The organism is Citreicoccus inhibens (assembly GCF_019039035.1).
Taxonomy (GTDB): domain Bacteria; phylum Myxococcota; class Myxococcia; order Myxococcales; family Myxococcaceae; genus Citreicoccus; species Citreicoccus inhibens.
On record NZ_JAHNZT010000024.1, the window covers coordinates 80,735 to 107,730 of the forward strand.

Annotated in this window: 23 protein-coding genes; 15 read left to right on the top strand and 8 right to left on the bottom strand. The window is 71.8% G+C overall.

Features of this window, described 5'->3' with window-relative positions:
* Window positions 1-8 precede the first annotated feature (8 nt).
* The 7 genes from KRR26_RS24490 (at window position 9) to KRR26_RS24520 (ending at window position 6,091) form a co-directional block, all read left to right on the top strand.
* A complete protein-coding gene (locus KRR26_RS24490) occupies window positions 9-1,466 on the top strand; it encodes a phytoene desaturase family protein (protein ID WP_217080998.1) in 1,458 nt (485 codons plus the stop codon).
* Window positions 1,463-2,386 (top strand): carotenoid 1,2-hydratase, encoded by a 924-nt coding sequence (locus tag KRR26_RS24495; protein WP_217080999.1) that lies wholly within the window; start codon window positions 1,463-1,465, stop codon window positions 2,384-2,386. Before KRR26_RS24490 ends, KRR26_RS24495 begins: the two co-directional genes overlap by 4 nt.
* The gene (locus KRR26_RS24500; RefSeq protein WP_217081000.1) at window positions 2,383-3,513 is read left to right on the top strand and encodes a glycosyltransferase family 2 protein; all 1,131 of its coding nucleotides are present in this window, start codon (window positions 2,383-2,385) and stop codon (window positions 3,511-3,513) included. The genes KRR26_RS24495 and KRR26_RS24500 overlap by 4 nt, the downstream gene beginning before the upstream one ends.
* Window positions 3,510-3,818 (top strand): lycopene cyclase domain-containing protein, encoded by a 309-nt coding sequence (locus KRR26_RS24505; RefSeq protein ID WP_217081001.1) that lies wholly within the window; start codon window positions 3,510-3,512, stop codon window positions 3,816-3,818. The genes KRR26_RS24500 and KRR26_RS24505 overlap by 4 nt, the downstream gene beginning before the upstream one ends.
* Window positions 3,815-4,159: a lycopene cyclase domain-containing protein gene (locus tag KRR26_RS24510; RefSeq protein WP_217081002.1), complete on the top strand. Its 345-nt coding sequence runs from the start codon at window positions 3,815-3,817 to the stop codon at window positions 4,157-4,159. The genes KRR26_RS24505 and KRR26_RS24510 overlap by 4 nt, the downstream gene beginning before the upstream one ends.
* Complete coding sequence (locus tag KRR26_RS24515; RefSeq protein ID WP_217081003.1) at window positions 4,156-4,869, top strand: lysophospholipid acyltransferase family protein; 714 nt, start codon at window positions 4,156-4,158, stop codon at window positions 4,867-4,869. Before KRR26_RS24510 ends, KRR26_RS24515 begins: the two co-directional genes overlap by 4 nt.
* A gap of 322 nt (window positions 4,870-5,191) precedes the next feature.
* A complete protein-coding gene (locus KRR26_RS24520; RefSeq protein WP_120204961.1) occupies window positions 5,192-6,091 on the top strand; it encodes a MerR family transcriptional regulator in 900 nt (299 codons plus the stop codon).
* 7 nt (window positions 6,092-6,098) lie between these two features.
* On the opposite strand, the gene KRR26_RS24525 is transcribed toward KRR26_RS24520, so the two are convergent.
* The 4 genes from KRR26_RS24525 to KRR26_RS24540 form a co-directional block, all read right to left on the bottom strand.
* Entirely contained in the window at window positions 6,099-6,491 is a 393-nt protein-coding gene (locus tag KRR26_RS24525) for a TonB family protein (protein WP_217081004.1), read from the bottom strand.
* 20 nt (window positions 6,492-6,511) lie between these two features.
* Window positions 6,512-7,054 (bottom strand): DUF2378 family protein, encoded by a 543-nt coding sequence (locus KRR26_RS24530; protein WP_120204764.1) that lies wholly within the window; start codon window positions 7,052-7,054, stop codon window positions 6,512-6,514.
* Between the two features lie 56 nt (window positions 7,055-7,110).
* Window positions 7,111-9,333, bottom strand: a complete 2,223-nt coding sequence (locus KRR26_RS24535) for a hypothetical protein (RefSeq protein ID WP_217081005.1) — start codon at window positions 9,331-9,333, stop codon at window positions 7,111-7,113.
* A 211-nt stretch (window positions 9,334-9,544) separates the two neighbouring features.
* Entirely contained in the window at window positions 9,545-10,273 is a 729-nt protein-coding gene (locus KRR26_RS24540; protein WP_120204768.1) for a DNA alkylation repair protein, read from the bottom strand.
* A gap of 114 nt (window positions 10,274-10,387) precedes the next feature.
* On the opposite strand from KRR26_RS24540, the gene KRR26_RS24545 reads away from it, so the two are divergent.
* Both KRR26_RS24545 and KRR26_RS24550 read left to right on the top strand, forming a co-directional pair.
* Window positions 10,388-11,983: a sigma 54-interacting transcriptional regulator gene (locus KRR26_RS24545; RefSeq protein ID WP_217081006.1), complete on the top strand. Its 1,596-nt coding sequence runs from the start codon at window positions 10,388-10,390 to the stop codon at window positions 11,981-11,983.
* A gap of 70 nt (window positions 11,984-12,053) precedes the next feature.
* Entirely contained in the window at window positions 12,054-12,554 is a 501-nt protein-coding gene (locus KRR26_RS24550) for a hypothetical protein (protein WP_120204772.1), read from the top strand.
* A gap of 3 nt (window positions 12,555-12,557) precedes the next feature.
* On the opposite strand, the gene KRR26_RS24555 is transcribed toward KRR26_RS24550, so the two are convergent.
* A complete protein-coding gene (locus KRR26_RS24555) occupies window positions 12,558-16,118 on the bottom strand; it encodes a protein kinase domain-containing protein (protein WP_217081017.1) in 3,561 nt (1,186 codons plus the stop codon).
* Window positions 16,119-16,258: 140 nt separating this feature from the next.
* Between KRR26_RS24555 and KRR26_RS24560 the strand changes: the two genes are divergently transcribed.
* Complete coding sequence (locus KRR26_RS24560; protein WP_120204773.1) at window positions 16,259-17,227, top strand: class I SAM-dependent methyltransferase; 969 nt, start codon at window positions 16,259-16,261, stop codon at window positions 17,225-17,227.
* Window positions 17,228-17,248: 21 nt separating this feature from the next.
* Complete coding sequence (locus KRR26_RS24565; RefSeq protein WP_217081007.1) at window positions 17,249-18,055, top strand: alpha/beta hydrolase family protein; 807 nt, start codon at window positions 17,249-17,251, stop codon at window positions 18,053-18,055.
* An 87-nt stretch (window positions 18,056-18,142) separates the two neighbouring features.
* On the opposite strand, the gene KRR26_RS24570 is transcribed toward KRR26_RS24565, so the two are convergent.
* The 3 genes from KRR26_RS24570 to KRR26_RS24580 all read right to left on the bottom strand — a co-directional run bounded on the left by KRR26_RS24570 (window position 18,143) and on the right by KRR26_RS24580 (window position 22,815).
* The gene (locus KRR26_RS24570) at window positions 18,143-19,585 is read right to left on the bottom strand and encodes a glutamine synthetase family protein (protein ID WP_120204964.1); all 1,443 of its coding nucleotides are present in this window, start codon (window positions 19,583-19,585) and stop codon (window positions 18,143-18,145) included.
* A gap of 523 nt (window positions 19,586-20,108) precedes the next feature.
* Window positions 20,109-21,362 (bottom strand): peptidase C39 family protein, encoded by a 1,254-nt coding sequence (locus KRR26_RS24575; protein ID WP_217081008.1) that lies wholly within the window; start codon window positions 21,360-21,362, stop codon window positions 20,109-20,111.
* 31 nt (window positions 21,363-21,393) lie between these two features.
* Window positions 21,394-22,815 (bottom strand): M20/M25/M40 family metallo-hydrolase, encoded by a 1,422-nt coding sequence (locus tag KRR26_RS24580; protein ID WP_217081009.1) that lies wholly within the window; start codon window positions 22,813-22,815, stop codon window positions 21,394-21,396.
* 82 nt (window positions 22,816-22,897) lie between these two features.
* On the opposite strand from KRR26_RS24580, the gene KRR26_RS24585 reads away from it, so the two are divergent.
* Genes KRR26_RS24585 through KRR26_RS24600 form a run of 4 tightly spaced genes read left to right on the top strand, consistent with a single transcriptional unit; the run spans window position 22,898 to window position 26,979 of the window.
* Window positions 22,898-23,755, top strand: a complete 858-nt coding sequence (locus tag KRR26_RS24585) for a hypothetical protein (RefSeq protein ID WP_120204780.1) — start codon at window positions 22,898-22,900, stop codon at window positions 23,753-23,755.
* A gap of 43 nt (window positions 23,756-23,798) precedes the next feature.
* Entirely contained in the window at window positions 23,799-24,827 is a 1,029-nt protein-coding gene (locus KRR26_RS24590; protein ID WP_217081010.1) for a dipeptide epimerase, read from the top strand.
* The gene (locus KRR26_RS24595; protein ID WP_233576792.1) at window positions 24,824-26,035 is read left to right on the top strand and encodes a DUF819 family protein; all 1,212 of its coding nucleotides are present in this window, start codon (window positions 24,824-24,826) and stop codon (window positions 26,033-26,035) included. The genes KRR26_RS24590 and KRR26_RS24595 overlap by 4 nt, the downstream gene beginning before the upstream one ends.
* Window positions 26,032-26,979, top strand: a complete 948-nt coding sequence (locus tag KRR26_RS24600; protein WP_233576793.1) for a serine hydrolase — start codon at window positions 26,032-26,034, stop codon at window positions 26,977-26,979. Before KRR26_RS24595 ends, KRR26_RS24600 begins: the two co-directional genes overlap by 4 nt.
* Window positions 26,980-26,996: the final 17 nt, after the last annotated feature.

The following is a 26,996-nucleotide window of genomic DNA, read 5'->3' on the forward strand; positions in this document are numbered from 1 at the left end:
AGGCGCCCATGAAGCGAATGCGCGTCGCCGTGGTGGGAGGAGGCATCGGAGGGCTGACCGCGGCGGGGCTCCTGGCGAAGGAGGGCCATGCGGTGACGCTCTTCGAGGGCGGCGCGACGTTGGGTGGCAAGGCTCGCGCGCTCTCGTGCGAGGGCCTCACGCTGGACACGGGGCCCACGCTGCTGACGTTGCCGGAGCTGGTGCGCGGGACGTTCGCGGCGCTGGATGCGGTGGACCTCTTGCCGCCCTTCATCGAGTTGGAGCCGCAGTGCGCCTATCGCTTCTCCGACGGGTGCAGGTTCACGGCGCACAAGGACCTGGAGCGCACGGCGTGGAGCGCGGGCGAGCTGCGGCCCAGTGAGCGGCGCGGGGTCCGCTCGTTCTACGACGAGGCCGCGCGCATCTGGCGCGCCGCGGGCGAGCCCTACCTGGAGGCCCCTTTCGAGGGGCTGGCGGGCTTCATGGCGCGCGTGGCGAGGCGGGGCGTGGGCGCGGTGGTGGCGGGGATGAAGTTGCCCACGCTGCATGACCTCGCGGTGAAGCACTTCAAGACGCACCACCTCCAGCAGTTCGTGGGGCGCTTCGCCACCTACGCGGGCGCCTCACCCTTCGAAGCGAGCGCCGCGTTCTCGCTCATCCCGCACATCGAGCGGGCCTATGGCGTGCACCATGTCCGCGGTGGCATTGGCGCGCTGGTGGAGGCCTTGGGGCAGGCCGTGCACCGCCAGGGGGTCACGGTGCGGCTGGGCGTGCGCGCCACCTTCTCGCGAGATGCCGAGGGCTACCGCGTGGGGCCGCTCGGGAGCGCGGAGCCGTTCGACACCGTGGTGGTGAACGCGGATCCGCTGCGCTCGGCGCGCCGTGAGTCCGGGCCCCTGGCGCTCTCTGGCTTCGTGCTGCTCTTGGAGGTGGAGGGACGCCCGGCGTTGCCGCATCACACGGTGCTCTTCGGCGGGGACTCGGCCCGCGAGTTCTCCGAGCTGTTCCGGGGACAGCTCGCGGCGGACCCCACGGTGTATCTGTGCAACCCCTCCGCGACGGACGCCACCATGGCGCCGCCGGGGCGCACGGGCGTGTTCGTCATGGTGAACGCGCCGCCGCTGCCCCAGGACTTCGAGGCCGCGGAGCGCGCCGCGCGCGCGTGGGAGCTGAATGCCGAGCGGGCGAAGGGGCAGATGTTCGACAAGCTCCATCAGCACTTCCCGGAGCTGCGCGGGCGCATGCGCATCGTGGGGCAGCGCACGCCGGTGGACCTGGCGGAGCAGGGGGCTCCGGGTGGCTCTATCTACGGCTTCCTGCCGCACGGGAGGTTCGGTCCGTTCCGGCGTCCTCGGATTCGTGGCGGAACTCCCGGCCTGTTCTTCGCGGGGGGTGGGACGCACCCGGGCGGGGGTGTGCCGCTGGTCATGTTGTCCGGGCGCTTCGCCGCGGAGATGGCGTTGGCGCACTTGCGGAGGGAGACATGAGCGAGCCGTGCCCCCTGCCTCGGTTGCCGGAGGCCGCGGGGGCCTACCGCTGGTTCTACGCGGACGTCAGCGCGGGGCCGTTCAGCGCGGTGTGCATCTTCATGCTGGGGTCGCTGTTCTCGCCGCGGTACTCGGCGGCGGCGCGGCGGGGGGGACGGCCGGCGGAGCACAGCGCGGTGAACTTCGCGCTGTACCACGAGGGGACGCGCGAGGCCTGGGTGCTGAGTGAGTACCCAGAAGCGCGTGTCGAAGCGCCGGGCCGCCTGGCCATCGGGCGCTCGTCGCTCACGTACGCGGACGATGGCGCGGTGCGGATGGAGGTGGTGGATTGGACCGCGCCCTGGGGGCGGCCGGTGCGCGCGCGCCTCCTGTTGGAGCCGCTGACGCCCGCGGGCGAGGAGGTGACGCTGGCGCCCGAGCTGCCGCATTACTGGCGCGCGTTGGCGCCTCGGGCCCGCGCGCGCCTGGAGGTGGAGACGTTGGGCGTGGCGGTGGAGGGCCTGGGCTATCACGACACCAATCACGGCGAGGAGTTGCTCGGCGAGCGCTTGTCGGGATGGCACTGGACGCGCACGCACCGCGCGGACTCGACGGTGGTGGACTACCACCTGCCGGGCCGCTTCCCGGCGCTTCGGTTGACGGCCTCCGCCGCGGCGGTCTCGTGCGCGCGAGGGCCCACGTCGGAGCGACGGTCCACCTACGTGTCGAGCTGGGGCCTGCGCATCCCCGAGCGGCTGGACGCGGGGCCCGCGCCGCTGGGGGAGCCTCGGCTGTTGGAGTCCTCGCCGTTCTACGCGCGCCTGGAGCTGCGCGAGCGTGGCCTGGATTCGCTCGGGGAGGTGGCGGACTTTCGCCGCTTCCACTCCCCCTTCATTCGCTGGATGGCGCACTTCCGCACGCGCGTGGAGCATGCGGCATGAGCGCGCTGGGGATGATGGCGCTGTCCTGGGCGGGCGTGGCCGCGGCCTTCAGTGTCGTGACGTGGCTCCGCTTGGGGCGCCGCGTGCCGGTGGCGGCGCGCACGTCCGTGCCCGTGTTGCTGCTGCGTCCCGTGGAGGCGCCCACCCGCCAGGAACTGGAGAACCTCGCTCGGCCCGTGGACTACCCGGGACCGCTGGAGCACGTGGTCGTCTCGCCCTACCGGCCTCGGCTGGCGCCGGGCGTCCGGTGGCTGCCGAGCGAGCCGCTCACGGCGAACCGCAAGGTGGGGCACCTGCTGCACGCGCTGGAGGTGCTCGAGGCGCGCGAGCGCGTGGTGGTGGCGGTGGACGCGGACGTGGCGGTGACGGGCGCGCTGGTGGAGGGGCTGGTCGCGCCCGTGGTGGCGGGCGCCGCGCTCAGTACGGCCGCGCCCATGCCCGTGTTGCCTCGGGGGCTGCCGGCCCGCGCGCTCGCGGGGGTGCTGCGCTACACGCACCACAGCTTTCGCGCGCTGCACGTCATGAGCGCGGGCGCGCCCGCGGTGTGCGGCAAGGCCATGGGCTTCTCTCCTCGGGCGGTGGAGGCGCTGCGGAGCGTGGCGGATCATCTGGGCGAGGACCTGGAGTTGTCTCGGCGACTGCACGCGCAGGGGCTGGACGTGGCGCTGGGGGCCGCTCCGGCGCTGGTTCCGCTGGCGCCGCTGTCCGATTGGCGAGGCCCGCTGGGTCGCCTCACGCGGTGGATGCGCGTGCTCGCTTCGCATCGTCCCGAGCTGTACCCCACCGTGCCGCTCTTGTTCACGCCCACGCCGTCGCTGCTCCTCGTGGCCGCCGTGCTGCGCGAGCCGCCGCTGATGGGCGCGGTGGCCCTGCTGGTGCTGGCTCGGCTGGGCCTGTCGTGGCGGCTGGCGCGGTGGGGCGAGGACGTTGCCCGAGCCGGAGGGGACACCGGCGGCCTGGTGCGCGCGGGGACGGATTGGCTGCTGGGCGAGTGCCTGCTGTGGGCCGCGTTCCTCGGCTCGCTGCGCCGCTCCCGCCCGGTGACGTGGCGCGGACATACGTATCGGCTCCATCCAGGTGGCCGGCTGGAGCGCGTGTGGCCCGAACCCAGTGGAGGACCCGGATGACCTACGCGCGCTTCTTGGGAGTGTTCGTCGTCCTGCCCCTGGCGCTGCTCCTCGCGCGGGAGCGGCACCTGTTGTCGTGGCGACTCCTCCAGCCATTGGGGTGGCTGCTGCTCGTCGTCTACGCGGCGACGACGCCGTGGGACCACGCGGCCGTGCAGTGGGGGCTGTGGGACTTCGCGCCGGAGCGCATCTGGGGGCCGCGGCTGGGCGGGTTGCCGGTGGAGGAGTACCTGTTCTTCGGACTCCAGACGCTGCTGGTGGGGGTCTGGGCTCGGGTCCGGTTGGAGCGGGAGGTGACTCCATGATGAGCACGCGCTGGGCCTACCTCGTTCATTTGTTCGGGTGGGGGCTTCCCGTCATTGGATTGCAGATGTTCTTCCTGTGGCGTCACCACGGGACGCGCACGAGAGGCGTGCTGCGCGCCGTGCTGCCTCCCGCGCTGGGCGTGGGCCTGTACCTGTCCGTGGCGGACCACCTGGCCATCTCCACGGGCCTCTGGCGATTTGGCGAGGGCCGACACCTGGGGGTGTACGTGGGCGCGGTACCTCTGGAGGAAGTGCTGTTCTTCGTGCTGACGAGCACGCTGGTGTCGCTGGGGGTGGCGCTGTTTGCCGCCCTGACTCGCGGCGAGGCTCGGGCCACTTGATTCGCGCGGCGAAGGGCGGACCCCTCGGGTGGGCGCTGGACCGCTACGTCGGATGGAAGCTCCGAGGAGCGTTCCGGGGGCTGTGGATTCGGGGCGCGCTGCCCTCGGGGCCCGAGGGGCGGCTCGTCTATCTCAACCATGCCAACTGGTGGGACGGCTTCGTGGCGCACCAGGTCTGCTTGATGGCGGGCTGGGACGGCTACTGCCTCATGGATGAAGAGAACCTGCGTCGCTACCGCTTCCTGGCGAGGCTGGGCGCCTTCAGCATCCGTCGCGGGCATGCCGCGTCCACCTTGGGCTCGCTGCGCTATGCGAGGAGGCTGCTGCGCGGGCCCCGCGCGGCGGTGTGCCTCTTCCCCGAGGGGGAGCACCGTCCCTTCGGCGTGCTGCCGCTGCGCCTGGAGCGGGGCGTCGAGTGGCTGTCCCGCGCCGCGGACGTGACGTGTGTGCCAGTGGGGATTCGCTACGCGTTCTTCGAGCACGAGCGCCCCGATGTGCTGGTGGAGGTCGGTGAGCCGCATGCATCCGGACCCCTGGCGCGGTTCGAAGCGGGGCTCACGGGCGTCGTGACGAGGCTGGCGTGCGCGACGAACCTGGACGGCTTCACGCAATGCCTCGCGGGGGCTGAGGGCGTGGCCGAGCGCTGGGATGCAGTGCGGCACGGGCCTGCTCGTTGGGTGACCCGCGCGAAGGGGGATGGCTCGCGATGAGCCTGCGCTCGCAACGCGGGACCGCTCGGGTGGCGCTCCCGCGAGCGAACGCGCTCACCGAGGCGCGGGGGTGTGCCTGTGCCCGGGAGGGAGCGAACGCGGCGATGCGCTCTTGTAGCTGTTGCGCCCTGCCCGCCGCGGTCCGCGCGGTGATGAAGGCCTGCGCTCCCCGCGAGGTCGTGCTAGGAGGTCCGGGCGCTCGGGAGCACTTCAAAACCCTCTTCCCGCTGGGAGCACAGGACGCGGAGTCAGCGGAAGCGCGGGTCGCTCTCTGGCCACAGGTGTGAAGGGCCTCGTTCCGACCTCCGCGGTGACACACACCATGGCAGAGCGCACCTACCGCATCCACATCGCCGCCGAGCTCTCCGGTGTCCGGGTGGAGCTGATTCGCGCCTGGGAGCGCCGCTACGGCATCCTGACTCCGGAGCGCACGCCCTCGGGCTACCGCGTCTACACGGAGCGGGACGTGGCGCTGCTCAAGCGCTTGAAGCAGCTCACGGACGAGGGCGTGGCCATCAGCGAGGCGGCGCGCATGGTGCCGCGCTTGCTCTCGGAGCTGGCCTCGGAGCCTCCGCCGGGCGAAGTGCGCCCCGCCGTCAACGGCGCGCAGTTGGAGGCGTGGAAGGCCGCGATGCTGTCGGCGGCGGAGGACTACGACCAGACGCGTGTCTCGGAGATTCTCGACGAGGCGCTGTCCGCGCTGCCGCCGCTCAAGGCCTATGAGGACGTGCTGTCGCCCGTGCAGTTGGAGGTGGGCGACCGCTGGCACGCGGGCCTGCTGACGGTGGCGCAGGAGCACCTGGTCTCGCAGATGGTGCGGATGCGCATGGTGAGCATGCTGCACGGCGCGCCCAAGGGCGGACGCCGTCACGCGGTGCTGTCGTGCTTCCCGGAGGAGCAGCACGAGATTGGCTTGTTGGGCGCCGCCCTGCGTCTGCGCCACGCGGGCGTGCGGGTGACGCTGCTGGGGCAGCGGGTGCCCGCCGCGGACCTGGGCCGGGTGGTGACGCGGCTGCGGCCGGACCTCGTGGGCCTGTCCTGCGTGACGGACGAGGGCCGCGCCGCGTTCGAGTCCATGCTGACGGCCTTGGTGGACGCGATGCCGCGAGGGCAGCTCGTCTGGGTGGGCGGGCGCGCGGCGCTGGCGCACCGCGAGGTGTGCGCGCGGATCGGCGTGCGCCTCTTCGAGGACGAGCGCGACTGGACGCGCCTCTTGGAGTAGGCGCGGGCTACTTGTCCGCGACCCACGCGAAGTGGAAGTGCACCTCCAGCGGGGCGAGGGTGCCCGCCGGCAGCGGGTCGAACGGCGCGGCCTTCTTCACCGCCGCGAGCGCGGCCGCGTCCCAGGCCTTGGAGCCGGACTCCATCAACACCTGACTGGAGACGAGCTTGCCGTCCGGGCCGAGCACCGCCTGGACAATGGCCTTCTTGCCCACCGCCGGCACCTGCTTCGCGCTCGGCTGGACCCAGGTCCGCGCCACGCGCGCGAACGTCTTCTGGGAGTAGGTGGCGTTGCTCAGGCTGGACTGAAAATAGGTCTGGAGCTGCGGGCGTCCCCCGGCGGCCAGGGCCAGGGTGGGCAGCGCGAGCGCCAGCGCGGCGACGAGGGCGAGGCGGGACATGGCCCGAGTATAGGGCCCGCTCACGTCCAGGTGAGGTCGTACACGGCCGTGTCGCCGTCGGTGCTCAACACGCGGACCACGGGCTGCTGCGCGCCGCTGATCTCCAGGCCCGCGGAGAAGAGGCCGACGTAGAAGCCCACGATGACGACGGGGCGGCAGGTGAGCACGTAGTGCGTGGGGCCCTGCTGCTCCAGGTGGGCCTCCAGGTAGTTGGTGCCCGTGCGCAGGTTGCGCGTCATGCGCTCCAACATGCGCTGCGGCCCCAGCAGGCGCACGCCGGTCAGCAGCGCCCGACCAATGAGCGTGCCGCCGTAGCCGTGCAGGAAGCGGTGCCCCACCAGCGCGGCGGCCTCATCCAGCGGCGCCTGGGGCGCGAGCGTGGCGGCGGCCTCTCGCAGCGCGCCCACCCAGACCTCCAACGGGTAGGCCACCGCGAGCGGGCGGATGGGGTCGATTCCCACCTGACGCAGGCGCTGGACGCAATCGTCGTCCATGCGCGAGCCGAGGGCGCGGATGAGTCCTTCGAAGCTCTGCTGGAACACGACGCGCTCGGGGCTCTCCACGCGCGCGCATGCTAGCCCGGGGGGCTTCCGCGCCTCAACCCACGAGGTCCCGCCCTTCAGTGCAGGGTGCTCTTGAGGAGCTGGAACCCCGTCCCGATGCCCTCCACGTTGGTCAGCTTCAGCAGGGCCTCGCCCGAGGACAGCTCCCAGTACACGTCCGCGCGCGCGTAGTCGTCCGGGAACAGGCGCGGGTAGGCGGTGAACTCGGTCCAGGAGAGGCCGTCCGCGCTGGCGAAGACGTGGGCGCTCACGTCCCCGTCCGCGTACACGTCACCGCTCGTCTCGCGGGTCGTCCCCATGAGGTAGCCCCCGCTTCGCAGCCGAAGCACCGAGTAGCTGGGGCCGGGCAAGCGCTTCATCTGCGCCACCTCGTCGTCGGTGCCCACGCGGCGGATGACGGGCACGGGCGGCCGGTACAGGTTGTCCGTCCCGAAGAGCAGGCCGCGCGGCGTGACGATGCCGTCCACGGCGACGCCCGTGGGGCCGTCCAGCACGGGCTTCCAGGTGACGCCGTCATCCACCGAGCGCAGCAGCCCACCGTGCAGGTCGCCCATCATCGCCCACAGCACGCCCTGCTCCGGGTCCGCCACCAACGAGTGACAGTGCCGGCGACCTTGCAGCGTGGCGCGCACCTTCCACGTGGCGCCTCGGTCCGTGCTCGACCAGATGCGCACCGGCGACTCCTCGGCGAACACCTGGTACTCGCCGAAGAAGAGCGTGCCGTGCAGCTCGCGGATGTTGCCGGGCTGGAGCATGCGGAACAGCCCCAGGGGCAGCACGTCGCTCCAGGTGGCGCCCTGGTCGATGGAGCGCGCCAGCGCGTGCGTGCCGTCCAGGGCCTGGGTGTCCGCCAGGAGCGTGCCGTCCTTCAGCGCCGTCATCACCTGGAAGGCCGAGCCCGTGGGGTGCGTCCCGCGAGGCTTGAACGAGCGCGCGTTGTCGGTGCTGGCCCACAGCCGCGAGCGCCCCGCGCCGTTCTTCACCGCGTACACGGTGCCGCTGGCATCCACCGCGAGGACATCGTGACTGGAGTCCGTGAGCGTCACCTCCGTGGTCATCGTTCGCGGGCGCTCCTCGGGGGGCGCGCCGCCGAGCCGCCGCGCGACCTCGGCGCCCATGCGCACCTGGGCGCGCTCGGAGAGGACGCCGGTGTCATCTTGCATGTCGGCTTGGCAATGCTCGGGGTTGGAGGGGTCCCGCAGCAGCGCGTCGAAGTCCACCACCTGCGGCGCGGGGACCGTCGAGCGCAGCCAGTCATTCACCTCGCGCCGGGCCGTGGAGTCCGGTGGGCCGCTGGCCGTGGAGACGCCCTGCGGCGGGAGCGTGCCCGCGTACACGTTGCAGCGCGCGCGCAGTCGCGACAGGAGCGCGTTGAGGGAGGTCTGCAGGGTGGCCGTGGAGGTCGTCGCGGCCTCGTCGCTCCCCAGCATGACCAGGCAGTCCGTGACGCCTGTCACCTTCAACGTGCCCGCGTCGAGCGCCGTGAGCGCCGCGTCCACGCCCAGCCCCTCCTGGCTGACGTTGAGCACGGGCGCGCCCAGCAGTCGCTCGGCCACCGCGGGCCAGGTGTCTCGGTAATCTCCCGTGGGCGCGCCCTTGCCCGCCGCGAGCCCGCCTCCGATGAGCGCGACCGTGCGCGCCGCCGTGCCCTCCACCTCGATGCCGCCGAGCCCCACCAGTCGGGCCTGTGGCTGACCGAAGCGCTCGGGCGCGGAGGCATGGGCGCCCACCGCGGCGTAGCTCTGTGGGAAGAGGTCCGCTTGCCCTTGGGCGATCGCGCCATCGACCTCGAACGAGATGGCCAGCTCCTCGCGGAAGCTCACGGACAGCGCCACGGGGTCGCTGTGCACGGTATGGCGGGCGGACAGGGTTGCGCCGGGAGCGCCCTGGAAGGACAGCGCCACGGGGGCCGACGCGAGGGCGCCGTTCGCATCCGCGCGAGCGACCGTGGCCGCGTGGATCCTCAGCACGTCGTCCCCTGCGACGAACACGAAGCTCAGCCGCTCACCGGCGCGCGCCACCGGAACGCGGAAGCGGAACGTGGTGCGTTGCGCCACGGCGCGCGAGCCGGGCAGCTCCTGCTGGAAGGCCGGAGGGAAGACCTGCGCCTCGGGAGCGCCAGCGGGAGGCTCGCCGGGCGGCGGCGTCTGCGGCGGCGTCTGCGGCGCGGGCGGCGGTCCCCCGTCTGGCGCGGCGGGGTCGCTCGGGCGGGGGCCGTTGGACGCGGGCGGTGGCGCGGGCGTGCGCGTGCCCTTCTCTGGGTTCGAGGTGCAAGCCACGCCGACACAGCACACCCAGGCGACCCAACACCGCGCACTTGGACGCAACCGCCGCATCATGGCCTCCCCCGTGTCCTCAGCCCATCACTCGCCAAGGGTGGGTCCCCTCGGGGGGCAGGGCACAGTGCCTCGGTGGGGCCTTGCCCGTGTCGACGGTCACGCAGGGGAGCTGTCTTCGAGGCCGGTGCGGAGCGCGCACGGGCCTGCCTGCTCATCCCTTCTGGCGCATGAAGTGCCGACGGCGGTCGGCGGGGAACTTCTCGATGGCGTAGCGCAGCATGGTGCGAGGCATCTCGTGCGCGTGGCGGTCGAGGAAGGCCTCCTCCTGCTTCAGGTCCCGGTTGCCCACCTCGCGCAGCATCCAGCCCACCGCCTTGTGCATGAGGTCATGCGGGTCGTGGAGCAACCGCTCCGCGAGCCGCAGCGTGTCCTCGAACGCGCCGGCCCGGATGAAGGCCTGCGTGGAGATGATGGAGATCCGCCGCTCCCACAGCACAGGGGAGCGCGCCAACGTGTCGAGCCAGGGCTTGAGCGTGGGGTTGTCCAGGAGGTGAGGCCCGAGCAGCCCCGGCGCCACCGTGTCCACCAGGTCCCAGTTGTTGATGCGCGCGAGGTGCGTGCGGCACAGCGCGAAGCTGTGTGCTCGCGTGGCGGCGTCACCGGAGGCGAAGCGGCCAATCAGGATGAGGAAGCCGGTGAACCGGTGCTCGTGGATGCCATCCTGGAGCAGCTCGGCGATGGCCTCGGGAGGCAGGGCTCGGAAGGCGCGCGCCAGCTTGCGCTGAGGTGGCACCTGGACGCCGATGAAGCGATCGCCCTCGCCATAGCCGCCGGGGCCACACTGGAAGAAGCGCGTCAGGACGGTGGCCTTGTGGGGATCCGCCAGCAGGGCCAGTTCGCGCCGCACCGCGGCCGCTGTCAGCGTGGGAACGTGGGACATGGCGGCGCACTCTAGCCATGCGCGTCGGCCGACGTGTCGACCGTCGCGTTCCGACCCGTCGCCTCCAGCGGTAGAGTGCCGGCCGCCGCGCCGGGAGTCCGGCCGGGACCCCTCATGCCTTCCGAACCGATTGCCGATGTGTCGACGGCCGCGCTCCAGGAGCGGGGGCGGCGCGCGCGAACGCCACGCGTCATCCCCGCGCTGACCCTTGTTTCGCACCCCGTGCCTCGGCGCGTGGGAGAGCGCCTGTTGCTTCAGCCCGTGGCGGAGGGGCGCGCGATGGAGGTGTCGCGCAACGCGCCGGACTTCACGCGCCCCCGCCATGCCTTGGGCCTGCCGCTGTCGGATCCGTTCGTGAGCCGCAAGCCGCTGGGGTTCGAGCCCGTGGGCGAGGGCGGCGTGCGGGTGGTCGTGAGCGAGGGCGGCACGCGCGTGGTGCTCTCCGGCGAGGTGTTGCAGGGCAGTCGGGACTTCGATGCGGGCGCGCTCGCGGAGGGCGTGCCGCTGGAGCTGGCTGGGCGGGTGGTGGTGCTCCTGCACACGGTGGACCTCGACCTGGAGGGAGGCTCGGACGCGCTGGAGATGGTGGGCGAGAGCACCGGCGTGCGCCGCGTGCGCCGACACATCGAGCGCGTGGCGGACCTGGACGTGCCGGTGCTCATTCGCGGTGAGACGGGCACGGGCAAGGAGCTGGTGGCGCGGGCCATCCATCAGCGCAGCCGACGGCGCGAGGAGAAGTTCGTCAGCGTCAACCTGGGCGCCATCCCCAAGGAGCTGGCCGCCGCCGAGCTGTTCGGCACGCAGAAGGGCGCGTACACGGGGGCGACGAGCAGTCGTGACGGTTTCTTCGGGGCCGCGCGCGGCGGCACGCTCTTCCTCGACGAAGTGGGCGAGGCGCCGCCCGAGGTGCAGGTGATGCTCCTGCGCGTGCTCGAGACGGGGGAGATGTATCCCGTCGGTGGCACCACGCCCGTGAGCACGGATGTGCGGCTCATCGCCGCGACGGATGCGCACCTGGAGGAGCAGATTCGCGAAGGGCGCTTCAAGGCGCCGCTGCTGCATCGGCTCGCGGGCTATGACATCCGCGTGCCCGCGCTCCGCGAGCGCCGCGAGGACCTGGGGCGCCTCTTCTTCCACTTCGCCGCCGAGGCCCTGGCGACCCTGGGCGAGGCTCACCGCCTGGAGAACGAAGACCCCCACGCCGAGCCCTGGCTGCCCACGACGTTGGCCGCGCGGCTGGTCCACTTCGCCTGGCCCGGGAACATCCGGCAGCTTCGCAACCTCACGCGGCAGCTCGTCATCGGGAGCCGGGGGCAGTCGCGCCTGCACATCGAGCCGGTGCTGGAGGCCGAGCTGGGACCTGGAGTCTCGACGCCGCGTGTCGCACCCGTGACGCCTCGGCCGGCTTCGGTGGCCCGGCGCAAGCCTTCGCAGGTGACGCAGGAGGAGTTGCTCACCGCGCTGCGAGCCAACGACTGGGACGTGAAGGCGGCGGCGGATGCGCTGGGGATCCCGCGTCCCTCGCTCTATGACCTCATCGACAAGAGCCCCCATGTGCGCACCGCGGGCGACTTGAGCGCGGAGGAAATCACCCGCTGCTTCCACGAGTCTGGCGGGGACTTGGAGGTGATGGTGCGCCGCCTGGAGGTGTCGCGGCGTGCGCTGGGACGTCGTCTCAAGGAGCTGGGCCTGGGCGCCAAGGGCACCTGAGGGGTGCTGGCCGGGCTGGCACGCTCCTCGCTATACGGGCCCGCGCAGCTGAGACAAGGAGCGGGCACACATGCGAGTGCGAGACGTGGGTCTGGTGGTGATGTTGTCCCTGGGAGGCGTGGCGTGCGTGACGGCCACCGCCCCGAGCGAGGGCGCGGCGGTGCGCGGGGCCGCGGACACGACGTGCAAGGCGACGACGACGGCGTGCGATGGTGGGACCTGCGCGTTCTTGCGCATGGATGAGAACTCGGCCGGCGCCACCCACTTCAAGCCCGAGTGTCTGGCGGTGCAGCAGGACCAGACGCTCATCATCGAGAACGACACGGATGGGAACCGGTGCGTCAACCTGCCGGCCATCTTCGTGGGAGTCACCACGGGTTGCGTGCAGGTGAATGCTCACTCGAGCTGGCAGGGCGTGGTGAGCCCCTCCGCGACCGTCGAGAACTTCGCGCTCACGGGAACGAAGGGGGACTGTCAGACCGGTTGTCCGGCGTCCATCTCGGTCACCATCAACGGAAGTCTCGACGTGACGAGCAAGGGCGGCGAGCCGGACGGCGTGCGAGCCCGGTGACGCTCACGGAGGTGGCGCGGTGGCCTCCTGCCTGGCGCGTGGATCCAACGAGCCCCAGGCGCGCTCCAGGTGGCGGTTGCCCTGGAGCGCGGCGTCGAGGTCCTCGCGAGCCCGACGCAGCCACTCGCTCCGCGTATCGGGCGGGGCGGGGGTCTCCGCCAGAGCGGAGAGGAGGGCCGCGCGCAGGGCTTGTGCCTCGGGCCAGTGAAGGCGCGTGGACAGCGCTTGCTCCACACGGGCCAGTCCCCGTTTCAGCACGGGCGCGGCATCCCGCGATGCACGCGCCGCGATGAGGCTGACGTGGCCGGAGGCGAGCTGATGCTCCAGTCCCGTGGGCTCCAGCGCCACGGCCTTCTCGACGGAGCGCAGCGCGTCCTCCCCGTGCCCCGACAAGGCCTGCGTCTCACCCAGGTAACGCCACGCGAGCGCGAGCGAAGGGTTGAGCCCAACGGCCTTCTGGAGCGCTTCGGTGGCGCTCGTCAGGCTCGCGTGCGCGTCCTGGCCCCGTGACTGCTCGAAGGCCCCGACGAGCAGGCGCGCGCGGCCAAGTTGTGCCCAGGCCTCGGGCAGGTCGGGGAGCGCGCGCAGCGCTTGTTGCAGGGAGGTCTCCGCGTCGCGCGCGCTGGCGACGGGCGAATCGCCGTTCGCGAGCTGCATGGCCGCCCACCATGCTCGGACCTCTCCGGCGTTGAACGCGGCGAAGCCCTGCGTGGGCGCGCGGTCTTGCGCCTGGGCATAGGCCTCCAGGGACTGGCGCACGAGCGGCGCCGCGTCCTCGCCTCGGCTCCAGGCCTCCTTCGCTTGTTCAAACAGCGCCGTGCCCACGCCGTTGGGAAGCTGAGGCAGGTGCGCGTTGAGCGTGGCGCCGTGGCGATAGAGCGCGAGGGCCCGCTCGAGGTCCGGGCGCGCATCTCCACCGTGGTCTCTGCGCAGACGCGCCCGAGTGACGAGCGCCTCGCCTTCGTAGAACCAGGGCACGACGTTGCTCGGGTCCAGCTCGCGAGCCCGGCTCAGTGCGGCGCTGGCCTCATCGAGGCTCGCCTCGGGAGAGGGCGCGTGCGGATCCGCCGCTTGCTTCACGTACTCGGTGCCCAGGTTGATCCACGTCTCCGCTGGACTTGAGTCCTGCGCGAGTGCGGTGCGGAAGGCTTCAATGGCGCGAGCCCTGTGCTCGCTCGGGTCGCCGCCGTGCGCGCCCTCATGGTCCGCCCAGACGCGATACACGAGGCCACGGTCGATGTGGAAGTTGAAGTCACGCTCTGGCGCGGGCACGTGCTCGAAGGCGTCGGCGGAGGCACGGAGTTGCTCGCTCGGGTCCTGATTGCGCTGCTGTCGGGCTCGCGACCACTGCCAGTAGGCCGAGCCCAGCGCATGCCACGCCACGGCATTCGTTGGCGCCAGCGCGAGCGCTTGCCGAGCCGACGCGACGGCCTGACCCAGCAGGGCCTCGGCTTCGGGGCTGCCCTGGCTCACGCGCTGCTGCGCGAAGCGGCGATGAAGCCGTGAGGCCAACAGGTGCGCGTCCGCGTCGTCGGGGTTGGCCGTGAGCGCATGGCCCACGGCCTCCAGTCCTTGGGTATAGGACGGCAGCACGTCGCCGCCACCGCTGACCTCCATGAGGAGCGCGTCCTGCTCCAAGTCAGCCAGCGCGCGGTGGACGGCGGGCACGCTCCGTCCAATCGCGGCGGCTTCGGCATAGGCGCGACGCCCCGCCTCGAAGTCCTCGCGCGCGGCCTCGCGCTGCCCCGCGTTCCAACGGTGGAGGGCTCGCGCGTGGAGGATGTCGCCGCGCAGCAGCGGGGCCTCGTGGAGCCAGGTCAGCCGGCCTCCGAGCGCATCGAGGTGTTGCAGCGCCGCGTCGGGGCGGTCCTCGTGGAAGGCGCGCAAGGCCTCGACGTACTCGGGCGCGGGGACCTCGGCGCCCTGGCTGCGCTGGAGGAAGTCGAGGGCTGGGGCACGGAGCCGCTGCTCGGCGTCGCGCTGCTTCGCCTCGCGCTGGGAGGGCTCGGCGCTGCGCTCTGCTTCCAGGCGCGCACGCTGGTACTGGGCCCCGAGCACCCACGCGAGCGCATAGGCCACGCGAGGCTCGTGCTCTCCCGTTGCCCACGCGGCATCGAGGTGCTGGCGCGCGGAGGACACGTCATCCAACGCGAGGAACGCGCGCCCCAGGGCGTAGTGGCCGGAGCCCTCGGCCTCCGGGCCGGCCTCGCGCATGCCCGCCTCGATGTCGGCCATCCGCGCACGCAGCGCACGACGGTCAGCGCGGGTGTCATGCAGTGGCGCCTCGCCGGAGGCACGCGCGAGGGCATCGATGCGCTCGACGCTCTCCGTGAAGCGTCGGGCGAGCTGCTCCCTGCGCGCCACCTCACGACGTGAACGCACCGTCTGCCCCACGCCGAGCGCGAGGGCCCACCCCACGACGCCGAGCGCCGCCGCCGCGCGCCAGTGCTTGCGCAGTCGCTTGCGAAGTCGGTAGCCCGGACTGGGCCGCGCCTGCACGGGCTCGCCGTTGAGGAACCGGTCCAGGTCATCCGCGAGCGCCCGCGCAGAGTCGTACCGAGCCGAGCGGTCCTTCTCCAGACACTTGAGGACGATGGCCTCCAGGTCCCGGGGGATGTCCGCGTCCAGCGCGCGCGGCGGCCGAGGCTCGTGCGTGGCGATGCGGCTGAGCACCTCCAAGCCATTGGAGCCAGGGACAGGCGGTTGGCCGGTGAGCAGGTGGTAGAGCGTGGCGCCGAGGCTGTAGACGTCCGCGCGCCGATCCAACCGAGCCACGTCGCCTCGGGCCTGCTCGGGGGCCATGTAGTGGGGCGTGCCCAGCACGGTGCCAGAGGCGGTGTCGCTGTCCTTCCAATCACGCGCGAGCCCGAAGTCCATCACCGAGGGGAGCAGGCCGCCGTCCTCGGTGCGCTCGACCAGGATGTTGGAGGGCTTGAGGTCGCGGTGGACGAGCCCCGCGCGGTGGGCCGCGTGAACGCCCAGCGCCGCGTCACGAAGGACGAGCGCCTTCTGCTCCACGGTGAGCGGGGACGCGAGCGCATGGAGGGGTTGTCCATCCACGTACCGCATCGCGATGTACGCGCGCCCCTGGACCTCACCCACTTCGTAGACGCGACAGACGCGCTCGTGGTCCACGCGGGCCTGCGCACGGGCCTCGGCGATGAATCGGCGCGTCAGCTCCGGGTCCTCGTCGCGGACGAACTTGAGGGCCACCTCGCGACGCAGCCGAGGGTCATGGGCCAGGAACACGCGCCCCATGCCGCCCTGTCCGAGGAAGCGAACGCAGCGGTACCTGTCCCAATGCGGCACGGGGAAGGCCGGCGAATCGGAGCGCGGTGGCGGCGCGACGCCCTCTTCGACAGGGGGGAGCGTGGCTTCGGGTTCGCCGGTATCGGGGCGCGGTCCGTGGGCGCGAGCAGGGTCCCGGCGCAACGAGGCGAGGGTGTCCGGAGACAGTCGGCCTTGTTCGGTGAGTAGCTCCAGCGGCCCACGCCCCAGTCGCGCGACCTCCTCTCGGAGCGAGTCCACTTCGTCGCGAGAGAGCCACCCCTCGGCGAGAGCCATCTTCAGCTCGGCTTCGTACTCCTCACGCACGGCGGGGTGCCCCTGTCTTCCCTCCAGGCAGGAGAAGGCCAGGATGGAGGCCGCGCAGCGTAGCGGAGCGCGAGAACCCGCGCGCAACCGCGCGATAGGCTGCCGGGGCCATGTCGAGCCTCACGTCATCCCCTGCGCCTCGCCGCTTCCATGCCGAGCCCCTCGTCCTCGTGGTGCGCCACGTTCGCGAGGTGCTGGCGAGCGGAGCGTCACGGGCGTGCATCGAGGTTCCGGATCCGGACCTTGGCCGTGGACAGTACCCGGGAGCGCGGGTCGGGCCGGAAGGCGCGCTCGTCCATCGCTCCTTCCGGGCGTGGTGTGACCTGGCCGAAGGCCTGTCGTGTCGGCTGCTCACGCCTCGCGCGGTGGATGCCACGCATGTCGCGTTGACGTTCGAACCCCTGGGCGCTGAGGCGTCGTGGCATGGCGCGACGTCGTCGGAGTCCGCGCCCCGGCATGAGCGATACGGCGCGGGCTCGGCGTTCTCCGCGTTGCGCAAGTTCGAGGACGCGGGGTTTCTTCTGCCGTGGCTCGAAGCCCTGGGGCGCCTGCGGCTTCCTCCGGACGCGCGGGTGTTGGACCTGGGCGTCAACCGAGGCGACGAGCTGGAGACCTTCGCGTGGTTCGAGGGACTCCAGGACGTCTCCTTCGTGGGCGTGGACCACAGCGCCTCGGCGCTCGCGGAGGCCCGGGCGCGGTTCCCGGACGCTCGTCATTCCTTCCACGTCGCGGACCTGAACGCGCTGCCTCCGGAGCTCGGGCGCTTCGACCTCGTGGTGTCGGTGGGCACGTTGCAGAGCCCTGGCGTGGAGGACCATGCGCTCTTGCGCAAGCTCGTCCAGGAGCACTTGCAGCCCGCGGCGGCGCTGGTGCTGGGCTTCCCCAACTCACGCTTCCGCGAGGGCGAGGTCGTCTATGGCGCGCGGGTGCGGAACCTGCGCGAGCCAGACCTGTCGTTGGTGGTGAAGGACCTGTCGTTCTATCGCCGCTACCTGCATCAGCACGGCTTCCGCACGTTCCTTGGCGGGAAGTACGACCTGCTCCTCACCGCGGTGCGCGGCGCGCTTGCCGCGGAATGAGTCCCTCCGGAAGATGACGGCATGAATTCCACCTGGGTCCTCGACGAGCCGCAGCCGCCCCCCGATGCGCGCATCGCCTACGGCGAGGGGCCGCATCGGTTCGGGGAGCTGCGCCTGCCCGCCGGGCCGGGTCCTCACCCCGTGGTGGTCTTCGTGCACGGCGGATTCTGGCGCGCGATGTACGGGCTGGAGCACGCCGGTCACCTCTGCGCGGACCTGACGCGGCGAGGCTTCGCCACGTGGAGCCTCGAGTTCCGTCGCGTGGGGCACGCGGGCGGCGGTTACCCCGGGACGCTCGAAGACGTGGCCGCGGGGCTGGACCACTTGCGTGTCATGGCGCCATCGCGCGGGCTGGACCTGAGTCGAGTGGTGGTGATGGGCCACTCGGCGGGTGGGCAGCTCGCGATGTGGCTGGCGGCGCGGTCGCGGCTCCAGCCAGGGCAGCCTTTGTACGCGGCGGATCCGCTGCGGTTCCGCGGCGTGGTGTCGCTCGCGGGCGTGGTGGACCTGGAGCAGGGCGTCGCGCGGCGCCTGGGCGACGGGGCGGTGGCGGCGTTCGTGGGGGAGGGCGCACCGGACCTTGCCGCGCGCTACGCGGTGGCCTCGCCCGCGATGCTCCAGCCGCTGCCGGTGCCCCAGGTGCTGGTGCACGGGACCGTGGACGACACGGTCCCGGTGGAGATGAGCGACGCCTTCCACACGCGGGGCCGAGCGCTCGGCGCGCCCATCACCTACGTGCGGCTGGAGGGCACCGGGCACTACGAGCTCATCGACCCGCGCTCCCAGGAGTGGCCGCGCGTGATGGAGGCGCTCCAGTCCCTGCTGTGAGGCGCGCGGTGCTTCACGACGCGAACGGCGCGCGACCCCAGCTCGGGCCGCGCGCCGTGAGGTCCTACGGAAGAGGACCCGTGCGTCTCAGAAGATGCTCCAGAGGTACTGGTTGGTCACCTCGTGGTGGAACTGGATCTCCGAGGTCTTCACCCGCGTGCCCAGCTGCTTGGGGCTGCGCTCGGCCGAGGCGGTCTTCAGCTCGGCGAACTTGCCCTGCACGTTCTCGCCCAGAATCTGGGCCACGAACTGGCTGCCCTTGAACAGGCGCACGGCGTCGAAGATGTTGTCGGGCAGGAAGCGCGTGCGGCTGCGCTTGGACTCGGCGTCCTCCTGCGGCTGCGGGCCCTCCAGGCCCGTGCGCAGCAGCGTGAGCAGCACCATGTACGGGTTGGAGTCCGGCGCCACGCTGCGCACCTCGACGCGCGCGCTGCGCTCGTTGCCGAACGGGATGCGCACCATGGCGCCGCGGTTGTTCGCGCTCGCCTTGATCTGATTCGGCGCCTCGAAGTGCGGATCCAACCGGCGATACGCGTTCACGCTGGAGTTGAGCACCAGGCAGATGTCGTTCGCGTTGGTGAGGATGCGGTCGATGAACGACCAGCCCTCGGCGGACAGGCCGTCCTGCCCGTTCTTGTCGTAGAACAGGTTCTTGCCGCCCTTGGACAGCGACATGTTCATGTGCATGCCATTGCCATTCACGCCCGTCACGGGCTTGGGCAGGAAGCACGCGGTCAGCCCCATCTGCGCGGCCACCTGGCGGCACAAGAGCTTGTAGAGCTGAATCTGGTCCGCGGCGATGAGCGCCTCGCTGTACGTGAAGTTCATCTCGAACTGGCTGGGCGCCACTTCGGGATGGTCCTTCTCGTTCTGGAATCCCATCGCGCGCTGGGCCTCGGCGGCCTTGTCGATGAACGTGCGCAGCGGGTCTCCCGGCAGCGCGTGGTAGTAGCCACCCGTGGAGATGAACTCGAACTGGTTCGTCTCGTGGTAGTGGCGCTCGGCGTCGCGGCCCTTGAAGAGGAAGCCCTCGATCTCCGGCGCCGCGTGGAACACGGAGCCGTCCTTCTGGAAGTGGCCGTCCGTGAAGCGCTTGAGCTGGCCGCGCATGTCGGAGTGGTACGGCGTGCCGTCGCGCTCCAGCACCTCGCTGAACACCAGCACCTTGCCCGGCCCGAAGATGTCTGACGGCAGCCAGTAGAACGAGGCCCAGTCGATGTTCAGCCGCAGGTCGCTCTCCGCCTGCGCGGAGAAGCCCCGGATGGACGAGCCGTCGAAGGTGAGGTTGTCGGCGCTCTTCAGCAGGAACTTCTTGTCGTAGTCGAGCATGTGCAGCCGACCCTCGAGGTCGGTGAAGCACACGGTGACCGCTTTGATTCGCTTCTCGTCCGTCAGGTACTTGATGCGCTCGTCGCGGAGCTTCTCCGGGGACTCACGCTTCATGCGCTGCTCTTTGACGCGGAGGTTCATCGCCTCCAGTTCGTCGTAGGGAATCTCCAGGAAATCCCGCAGCGGCTTCGTCGACTCCATGAGCATGCCTCCCGGCAGTGGGCCCGCGCCGAGCGCTTCGTGGACGGGCCAGAAAGTTCTGGGCTCATGTATTTACATTTGCGGGCGTGAAATCAAGTCTAAATATCCGAGCATTTAGCTAAATAGGGCGGCTTTAGAGCCTTGAGGGTGGTTTCTGAACGCTCCAGACCGGGTTCTGGAGGGTCCAGCTGTCGAAATCCGGACGCAGGGGCCGAGCCCCAGCCCTCCATCGGCGCGCACGGAGACGGCCCGTTCGAACCGCTCGAAGAAGTGGGGGACGGCGAGCGCGGACTTCACCTCGCGGCGGGCCACATAGGGGTCCGCGACGAAGCGCCCCTGGTGCGCGGCGTCCGACCAGGCCCACCACGTTTCTCCCGTGCGCCACGCATGCTCCACCCGCGAAGCACCCCGCCCGTGGCTCTCCCAGGAGGTGGTCCCGCACCCCCTCGCCCAGCAGCGTCTCTGGGCGCGAAGGACTCCGGCGAACAGGCGGAGCGAGCGCGCCCCTTCTTTGTTGGCCTCGCTAGCGCAGCCACTCCACCACGTCGGGAGGAAGCGCCGTGCCCGTGGGCCACAGGACATACGCGGCGCCGCGCGAGTGCCTCCATGCCCGCCACAGCTCCGAGCGCCGATACGTGACGGCGGTGCCCTCGTTGCTGCGGGCCGCAGGGTCGTTGCAGAGGACGTCGCCCTCGGGCGTGAAGCCGCGCACGACGATGAGGTGTCCGTCCGTGCGCCGCGACGGCGCGCCCGTGAGTTCTCCCTCCTCGAACGCGATGCTGATGCTCACCGGGAGCCCCGCCGCGATGAGGCGCTCCACCTGCGCGAAGGTGTCGAGCCGGGCCACCAGTCCCTGGAGTTCACCGCTGCCGCGCGCGGAGGCGTAGGCCGTGTTGAAGCTCCAGTTCCCCGTGCCCTGGTAGGCGGCGTCATACGTGTGCGCCGCGGCTTGGGGGACGGGCTCCTCCAACGTGGCGCGGCCGAGCTTGCGGCTCCAATAGCCCAGCAACATCGTGGTGGACGTGGGCGAGCACCAGACCTCGCCGCCATCCGGATAGAGCATCTGCGAGTAGCCGGGCACCTCCAGCGCGGTGCCCCACGCGGTGCGCTCGGCGGCCGAGTCCTCGGCCGTGCGGCGCGTGTCCGTCACCGCGGCGGTGAGCGCCCGCACGCGCGGGCTCGCATCTGGCCGCGTGGCGTAGAGCCCCACTGTCACGCGCAAGGCGTCCGCGCGGCGCTTCAAGTTCAGCGTGTCCGTGGCCACCGCGCCGTCCGCGTCCTCCTGCGCGTTCACGCTGTGGCGCGACACGGTGTCTCGTTCGGACGCCCACACGCCCAGTTCGTAGTCGCGCGTCCACCGCCCCTCGATGCGCGCGGCCACCCAGACCTGCACCCAGGTGCCGGGGGGGGTCTGCGCTTCGAACGACGGCACCACGCTGTCGAAGCCTCCCGAGACGGCCTGCGGCTCGGACACCGCCGTGCCCAGGCGGTAGGCGTCGAGCGTGGCGCTCGTGCCCGCGTCCGGGGGCGCGCCCGTCGGGAAGGGCACGGTGCTCGCGCGAGCGGTCTCGCTCAGCACGAGCGCGCCATCCGCCGCGAGGGCGGTGCCGTCGCGGGTGAAGCGCTCGAAGTCGCGCGCCTCCGCGCCGCGCCGCCACAGGCGCGTGGTGGGGCCGTCATCGGTGGAGGAGCCAGGGAGCGACGAGGGCGGCTGAGAGGCGCATGCCGTCGCGAGGGAGACCAACAAGGCGGACAGCCAGCGGGCGCGTGCGTTCACGCGCGCGAGTCTGTCAGGCGCGACGCGGGGCTCACAAGGAGCCCGCGGGCTTCGCGGTCGCACCCTCCTTCGCGAGGTGCTTGAGCGTCAGGTAGACGAACTCCGCGCCGGGTTGCAGCGACCCCACGGGGATGCGTTCGCCGGGCGCGTGCGCGGTGCGCGCGTCGTCGGGCGTGAGCGCGAACAGGTCGATGCCATAGGCGTGGATGCCCGCGCGGCGCAGCGCGGCGGACTCGGTGGTGCCAGTGGACATGCGCGGGATGACGGGCACCCCCGGCCACACGCGCGCGGCGGCGGACGTCACGGCGCGAAACAGCGCGTTGTCTCCCACGGGGGACATGGGCGAGTCGGGTGGGCTCACGTCCATCTCCACCTCGAGGGTGGGATCCGCGAGGGTGGAGACAATGCGCGCGCGGACGGCGCGGGCGTCATCATCGGGCAGCAGGCGGCAGTTGAGCGTGGCCTCGGCGGAGGCGGGGATGACGTTGGGGCGCGTGCCTGCTTGGAAGAGCGTGGGCACGCAGGTGGTGCGCAGGACGGCGCCGAGCGCGGGCTCCAGGCGCGCGACGGCGTCCACATCCGCCTGGGCGGGGGCGTCCGGCGCGGCGGCGATGCGGCGCAGCGCCTGGCCCAGCTCGCCCGGAGTGACGGCGGCGCGACCTTGGACATGGAGGCGGGTCGCGGGCGTCAGGCGCGCGGGAAAGGTGAGCGTGCCCACGCGCGCCACGGCTTGCGCCACGCGCACCAGCGGGCCCGGCTCCACGGGCGGCGCGGACGAGTGGCCGCCGGGGCCCTTCGCCCGCAGGACCACGTTGCGCGACACACGCTCCGCGGCCTGCACGGCGACGAAGAGCACGCGGCGCCGGTCGCCGGACAGCTCCGTGAGTCCTCCCTCGTTGAGCGCGAACTCCGCCTCGCGCAGCTCGGGCCGGTGCTCCAGCATCCAGTCCAAGCCCTGACCGGAGCCCACCTCTTCATCCGCGCCCAGGTAGAGCACCACGTCGCGCGACAGGGAGGCGCCCTCGCGCTTGAGCCGGCGCAGCGCGAGGACGCTGGCGGCCACCATGCCTTTGTTGTCCTGGACGCCGCGGCCGAAGAGCAGGCCGCTCTTCTCGGTGAGGACCCACGGGTCGGTCTCCCACTCGGCGCGCACGGCGGGCACGGTGTCCAGGTGCGCCACCACCAACACGGGCCGACCCGTGCCGCGTCCCTTCAGGCGCGCCAGGAGGTTGCCGCGGCCGGGTGAGGGCTCGACCAGCTCTGATTCGATGCCCGCCTCTTGGAGCCACCGCGCCGCGACTCGGGCCGCGGCGACCTCGTTGCCGGGAGGATTGGAGGTGTCCGCGGCGATCAGCTCCGCGAGCAGCGCACGCATCTCAGCGGCCTCTCGGGGGCCGTCCGCGAGGCAGAGCCCCGGGACCAGGAGCAACAGGATGCAGGGCAAGGAGCGCATGGCGACCGTGCGGAACGCGGGTGGAGGACGCGGGTTCATTGTAGCGTGCGCGCCACGACACGCGGTCGCGGGGAGAGACACCATGATTCGGTATGGCGCCAAGTTGGGGAAGTACGTGGTGGGCGGGGCGATGACGGAGGCCATGCGTCGCCAGTTGGAGGAGCGTGAGCCGTCCTCGGCGGGGTTGCCTCGGCCTCCCGTTGTTCCCCCCCCGACCGAGGGTGGATTCCAGAAGGGCGATGCGAAGTTGGCGCAGGTGGCGGACAAGCTGCGCGAGCCCATCCAGGACCCCACGAAGGCGGGCGTACAGGGCTTCATCCAGAGCCGCGTGGAGTTCGCGCAGGGCGCGGCGCAGGTCGGTGGCGCGGTCGTCCAGGGCGAGCTGGGCGTGCAGAACGTGACGCAGGCCGTGAGCGAGTTGGTGCAGAACGTGAAGTTCGCGGCACAGGTCGCGGACGTCTACGCCAACGATGCGCTCGACGGGGATGACGCTCAGCGCGTGGTCCGCGCCGGGGTGAACGAGGCGGCGGAGAAGGCCTGGGAGAAGTTCCAGAACGCGACGCCCCTCGAGGCCGCGAAGCAGGTGGCCGAGGCCGCGAAGGCGGGGGCTCGGGGCTTCTACGCGGGGAGCACCACCTCCAAGGCTGGCGTGCAGGAGGTCAATGACGCCATGGCCGAGCGGGCCAGGTACGAGGCCCAGAAGGTGGGGACGACCGCCGCGGTGGCCGTGGGCGTGGGCGCCGTCGTCGGGATGGTGAATCCCGTCGCGGGAATGGTCGTCCGGGGCGTCGGGGCCGCGGCCGCCGGCTATCAGGCGTCCGGCGCCCTGCACGAGATGCACGGGAACTCCGAGCCCGGTGAGATGGGCGCGGTGCGCCGCGAACTCAACAAGGTCATCGAGGAGAAGTCGCGGCTGGGCTCGAACATGGACGTGGACTGAGCCATGGACGTGGACTGAGCCCTCGCAACGGGAGACCGCACCGATGTCCGCATCCCTGAGTTTTCGCACCGTCGAGCTGCCGCTGCGTCACGCCTGGACCATCGCGCGGGGGACGAGCACGTCGAAGCGCAACGTGCTCGTGGAGCTCCGCGCCGGGGGCCACGTGGGCCACGGCGAGGCCGCGCCCAACGTGCGCTATGGCGAGTCCGCGGAGACGGTGACCGCCGCGCTCCAGGTGCTGGCTCCCGTGGTGGAGGGGCGAGACCCGCGCTGCTTTCGCGACGTCTCCGAGGCGCTGGAGGCGGCGCTGCCCGGCAATCACGCGGCGAAGGCGGCGGTGGACCTCGCGCTGCATGACCTGGCGGGGAAGCTGCTGGGCGCGCCGCTGTACCGGATGTTGGGCGTCACCCCGACGCGGATGCCGGCCACGTCGATGTCCATTGGCATCGATGTGCCCGAGACGCTCGCGCTCAAGGTCCGCGAGGCCGCGGACTTCGCGGTCCTCAAGGTGAAGCTGGGCGCGGAGCGCGTGCGCGAGACGTTCGGCGCCGTGCGGGCTCACACGCGGCAGCCCATCCGCGTGGATGCCAACGAGGCCTGGCGCCCCGCCGAGGCGCTGGCGCACATCGAGTGGCTCGCCTCGCAGGGCGTGGAGTTGGTGGAGCAGCCCTTGCCCGCGGCGGACGGGGACGGCGCGAAGTGGCTGCGCGCGCGCTCGCCGCTGCCCCTGGTGGCGGACGAGGCCTTGTCCATGGCGGGCGACGTGCCTCGGCTGGTGGAGGGCTATCACGGCATCAATGTGAAGCTGCAGAAGTGCGGCGGCATCCGCGAGGCGCTGCGCATCATCGAGACCGCGCGCGCGTGTGGCCTGAGGGTGATGCTGGGCTGCATGGTGGAGACGGGCGTGGGCATCGCGGCGGGCGCGCAGCTCGCGCCGCTGGTGGATTGGGTGGACCTGGACGGCAACCTGCTGCTGGCGGAGGACCCGTTCGTGGGGCACCCCGTGGTGGCCGGGCGCATCCAGCTCGGGAGCGGCGCCGGACTCGGAGTCGAGCCCCGGGCCGCTTCATGAAGGCCGCGCTCATCCAGGAGCCGATGGCGGTGCTGGCCGTGCTGCTCACCGTGCTGTCGGCGCTCTACGCGGTGGAGCGGACGCGAGCGGGAGGCCGGCTGTTCCAGGTCGTGCCGCTGCTCGTGTTCGCGTACTTCGTGCCCACGCTGCTGTCGAACCTGGGCGTCATCCCCACGCAGTCCGAGCTGTATCGCTTCGTCCGGATGTACCTGCTGCCCGGCAGTCTGGTGTTGCTGGTGCTGTCGGTGGACCTGCCCGGCATCGCGCGGCTCGGGCGAGACGCGGTGGTGCTCTTCCTGGCGGGCACGCTGGGCATCATGGTGGGGGGCCCGCTGGCGTACCTCGTGCTCGGGCGGCTGGTGCCAGCGGAGCTGGGGGACCAGGCGTGGAAGGGGCTCGCGGCGCTCAGCGGTTCGTGGATTGGCGGCAGCGCGAACTTCGTGGCCATTGGCCAGAGCGTGGGCGCGCTCGACAGCATCCTCAGCATGATGGTGGTGGTGGACGTGGGCGTCTCCAACGTGTGGACGGCGGTGCTGCTGTCCTTCGCGGGCCGGGAGCTGGCCATGGACGCGCGCATCGGCGCGGACCGGCGCGCGCTGGAGGCGGTGCGCGAGGAGGCCGCTCGGCTCCAGGCGGGCACCGCGCGGCCCGCGAGCCTGCCGGACTTGATGTGGATGGTGACCATCGCCTTCGGGGTCACCGTGGCGGCCACCGAGCTGGCGGCGCGGCTGCCGGACATCGGCACGGTGGTGACAGGCTTCACGTGGGTGGTGCTGCTCGTGACGACCGCGGGCGTGGTGCTGTCCTTCACGCCGGCGCGGAAGCTGGAGGGCGCGGGCGCCAGCCGCATGGGCTCGCTGTTCCTCTACCTGTTGGTGGCCACCATCGGGGCCCAGGCGGAGTTCCGCAAGTTGCTGGATGCCCCCGCGCTGGTGGCGGTGGGCGCGCTCTGGATGGTCATTCACGCCGGAGTCACCATGGGCGTGCGGCGCTACCTGCGCGCGCCCGTGTTCTTCGCGGCGGTGGGTTCGCAGGCGAACGTGGGAGGGACCGCGTCCGCGTCCGTGGTGGCGGCGGCGTTCCATCCCGCGCTCGCGCCGGTGGGCGTGCTGTTGGCGGTGCTGGGCTACGTGCTGGGGACCTACGGCGGGCTGGTGACGGCGTTGGTGCTGGAGCAGGTGCACCACTTCATCCACGGAGGCGGATGATGCGCGCGGCGTGGATGTGCACGGCGGGGCTGGTCCTGAGCTGTGCGACCGCGCCGGTGCCCTCGGAGGCGCCTCGGCCCTCCCTGCAAGGCGTGGTGGATGGGCTCGTGCAAGAGGCCGCGCGGCTGGCTCCGGGCTCGGACGTGGCGATCGCGGTGCAGGAGGTGGGCACGGGCGAGTACGCGGGCGCGGCGGACGCGGTGCCGCATGTGTCCGCCAGCTCGGCCAAGGTGTTCTGGGTGGCGGCGGCGCTGCGGGACGTGGCGCTGCCGCAGGTGGCGCCCCGCGCGGAGAAGGTCTTCCGCACCTCCGACAATGAGGCCTCGGGGGAGATCATCGACCTGGTGGGCGGCCCGGACGCCATCAACGTCTACCTGCGGGAGCTGGGGCTCGGGAACACGGCGCTCACCAAGTGGAACTATGGCAAGCCGCGCTGGGCGACGAACTCTCCGCGCGCGTTGGGCAATGACAACTACTTCTGCGCGGCGGACGCGGTGTCCTTCCTGCGGCGCCTGGACCGGGGCGAGCTGCTGGACGCCGAGCGAACGGCGCGGCTGCGCGCCTGGATGTCGCTCACGCCGCGCGAGGGCTGCGGGGGGTGGTTGGGCACGCGCTTGCCCGCCGCCGCGCGCGCATCGTTGCAGCACAAGGGAGGATGGCTGCCTCCGGGGTGTTGCTCGGATGATGCGCGCTACAACGTCCTCAACGAGGTGGGGCTGGTGACGCTGCCCGAGGGTCGTCGCTACGCGGTGGCGCTGCTGGCCGCGCACGGCCCGGACTGGCCCAAGCAGGCCTTCTTCATCGAGCGCGCCTCGTGCGTGCTCTACCGCCACTTCTCGCGCGACGCGGCGCTGGACTGTGGTGACGCGCTCGCGGCGGCGGGTGGGCCCGCGCCCTTGCGGCTCGCGCCGGGAGAGGCGCCTCCGAACTACGACTGTGATTGAGCGCGAGGCGCGCGCAG